2 protein-coding genes are annotated in these 1,831 nt (G+C 52.4%); both read right to left on the bottom strand.

From position 1 onward, the window contains the following. Nucleotides 1-816, bottom strand: an 816-nt coding sequence (locus ACTF5Z_RS12090) for an acyl-CoA dehydrogenase family protein (RefSeq protein ID WP_438985854.1), incomplete at its 3' end; no start/stop codon positions are given. Nucleotides 817-887: 71 nt separating this feature from the next. Continuing rightward, nucleotides 888-1,831, bottom strand: a 944-nt coding sequence (locus tag ACTF5Z_RS12085; RefSeq protein ID WP_438985853.1) for an MBL fold metallo-hydrolase, incomplete at its 5' end; no start/stop codon positions are given.

Genomic DNA, 1,831 nt, shown 5'->3' with positions numbered 1-1,831 from the left:
ACGGTTCTCGTTGAAGAAGTGTTGAATCACTTGGAGGCCTCGGCCTTCACCTCCGAAGATGGCGCTCTCAGGAACCATGACATCGGTAAAACTTACGGTACCGTGGTCTGATGGCATGTTGAAGGTCCACAAAAATTCTTCGATTTTGACGCCAGGTGCTTTCATGGGTACGAGAAAGGCGGTAATGCCCTGCGCATCTCCGGCTTTGCCAGAGGTGCGAGCCATGACCATATCGTACTCAGCCACATGAATGCCGGTGTTCCAAGTTTTTACCCCGTTAATCACGAAGTCATTGCCCTGGCGTATGGCCGTGGTTTCCATATGGGTAGCATCCGACCCGTGGTTGGGTTCAGTAATGCCAAAAGCAAACCCTTTATTGCCCGTGGCAAGGCCATCGATCCAATGGGCTTTTTGTTCGGACGTGCCGTATTCAAGCATCAGCAGCAAGCCGATATTGTTACCCACCACAGAATGCTCATTTTGCAGGTCGTTGTGTAATCCTAAACCTTTAGCAGCTAAGTGCTCGCGGATAATTGCCATACCAAGATTTGTACCATTTCGTCCTCCAAACTCGCTTGGGAAGGGGTAACGGTATACGCCGGCGGCATCGGCGCGGCGGCGAGCCTCTGCTAATAAAGCCTCCCATTCTTCACGGGGCACACCACCCTCATCCCAATTGGTGCGGGCATGTTCGCGACGGTGATCAAAAAAGCGGATGTTGTCATCGGCTTGCTCAAGGGGTTTGATCTCGGCTTCGATGAAAGCATCGACTTCATTTAAAAAGGCTTGTAGTTCTTCCGGTATAGCAAAGTCCATGGGCATTTCCTGCTGTCTGTTTCGAGTCTACCGCGCTCTGGCTGGGGCTCAATATCGAGTTCTTGTTGTACTTAGGGCAGGCGGATTTGGCGACTTTCGGGTAACGCTTGGTACCAATATACGCCGTCTTCGTCCAAGAAGCGTTTGATGCGGCGCCGATCCTTTAAGCAGTTTAAGTGCGCAATGCTCTCGCCCGTCGCCATCATGATCATATCGTCGCCAATCACACGCTGGAACAGGACCTCAAAGCAATCAATTGCGCGTTTAGGCTCGCTCAAATGTTCGTACAGCGCATCGAGGTCACGCTCGTGACCATCGATTAATTGGGTTAAACGTTTGTGCAGACCGTAGAACGGGTTGCCGTGAGCAGGCAGTACTAAAAGATCCTCGGGCAAGAGCTCGCGTATTCTGGCGTTAGAGAGCAGCCATTCGCGCAGCGGGTTGCCCTCGGGTTCGGTTGGGAACACGCTGACGTTAGAGGTAATTCGAGGCAGTACTTGGTCGCCCGAAATTAAGCATTTGAGCGCGGGGCAATACAGCGAGATATGTTCGGGTGCGTGGCCTTTGCCTACAACCATCTGCCAGTAGTTGCCATTGATTTCTAGGTGGTCGCCATCGACTAGGCGGCGGTAAGAGTCCGGCAGCTGATAAACCACAGAGCCAAAGCCCCCGAATCGCTCGCGGTAACTCGTCAGTTGCTTCTCGTTAAAACCAGCGCGGTGATAAAAACGAATGCCGGCCTCCGGCGCTGCGCGCCCGGTGTCAGATACCAGCATGCGGCACATCGTGTAATCAGTGCGTGACATCCATAGCTCACAATCAAAGCGCTCACATAGCCAGCCCGCGAGACCGACGTGATCGGGGTGTAAGTGGGTGGCGATGACTCGAGTAATGGGTTTATTTTGCAATACGGTAGTAAAGAGTTCTTCCCATTGCTGTCGCGCCGACGACATGTTCATACAGGTATCAACAATCGTCCAGCCGTTGTTATCTTCCAGCAGCCATAAATTAATGT

It is taken from the genome of Aequoribacter sp. (assembly GCF_965659035.1).
Lineage (GTDB): Bacteria > Pseudomonadota > Gammaproteobacteria > Pseudomonadales > Halieaceae > Aequoribacter.
This window is presented reverse-complemented; position numbering and strand designations above follow the sequence as displayed.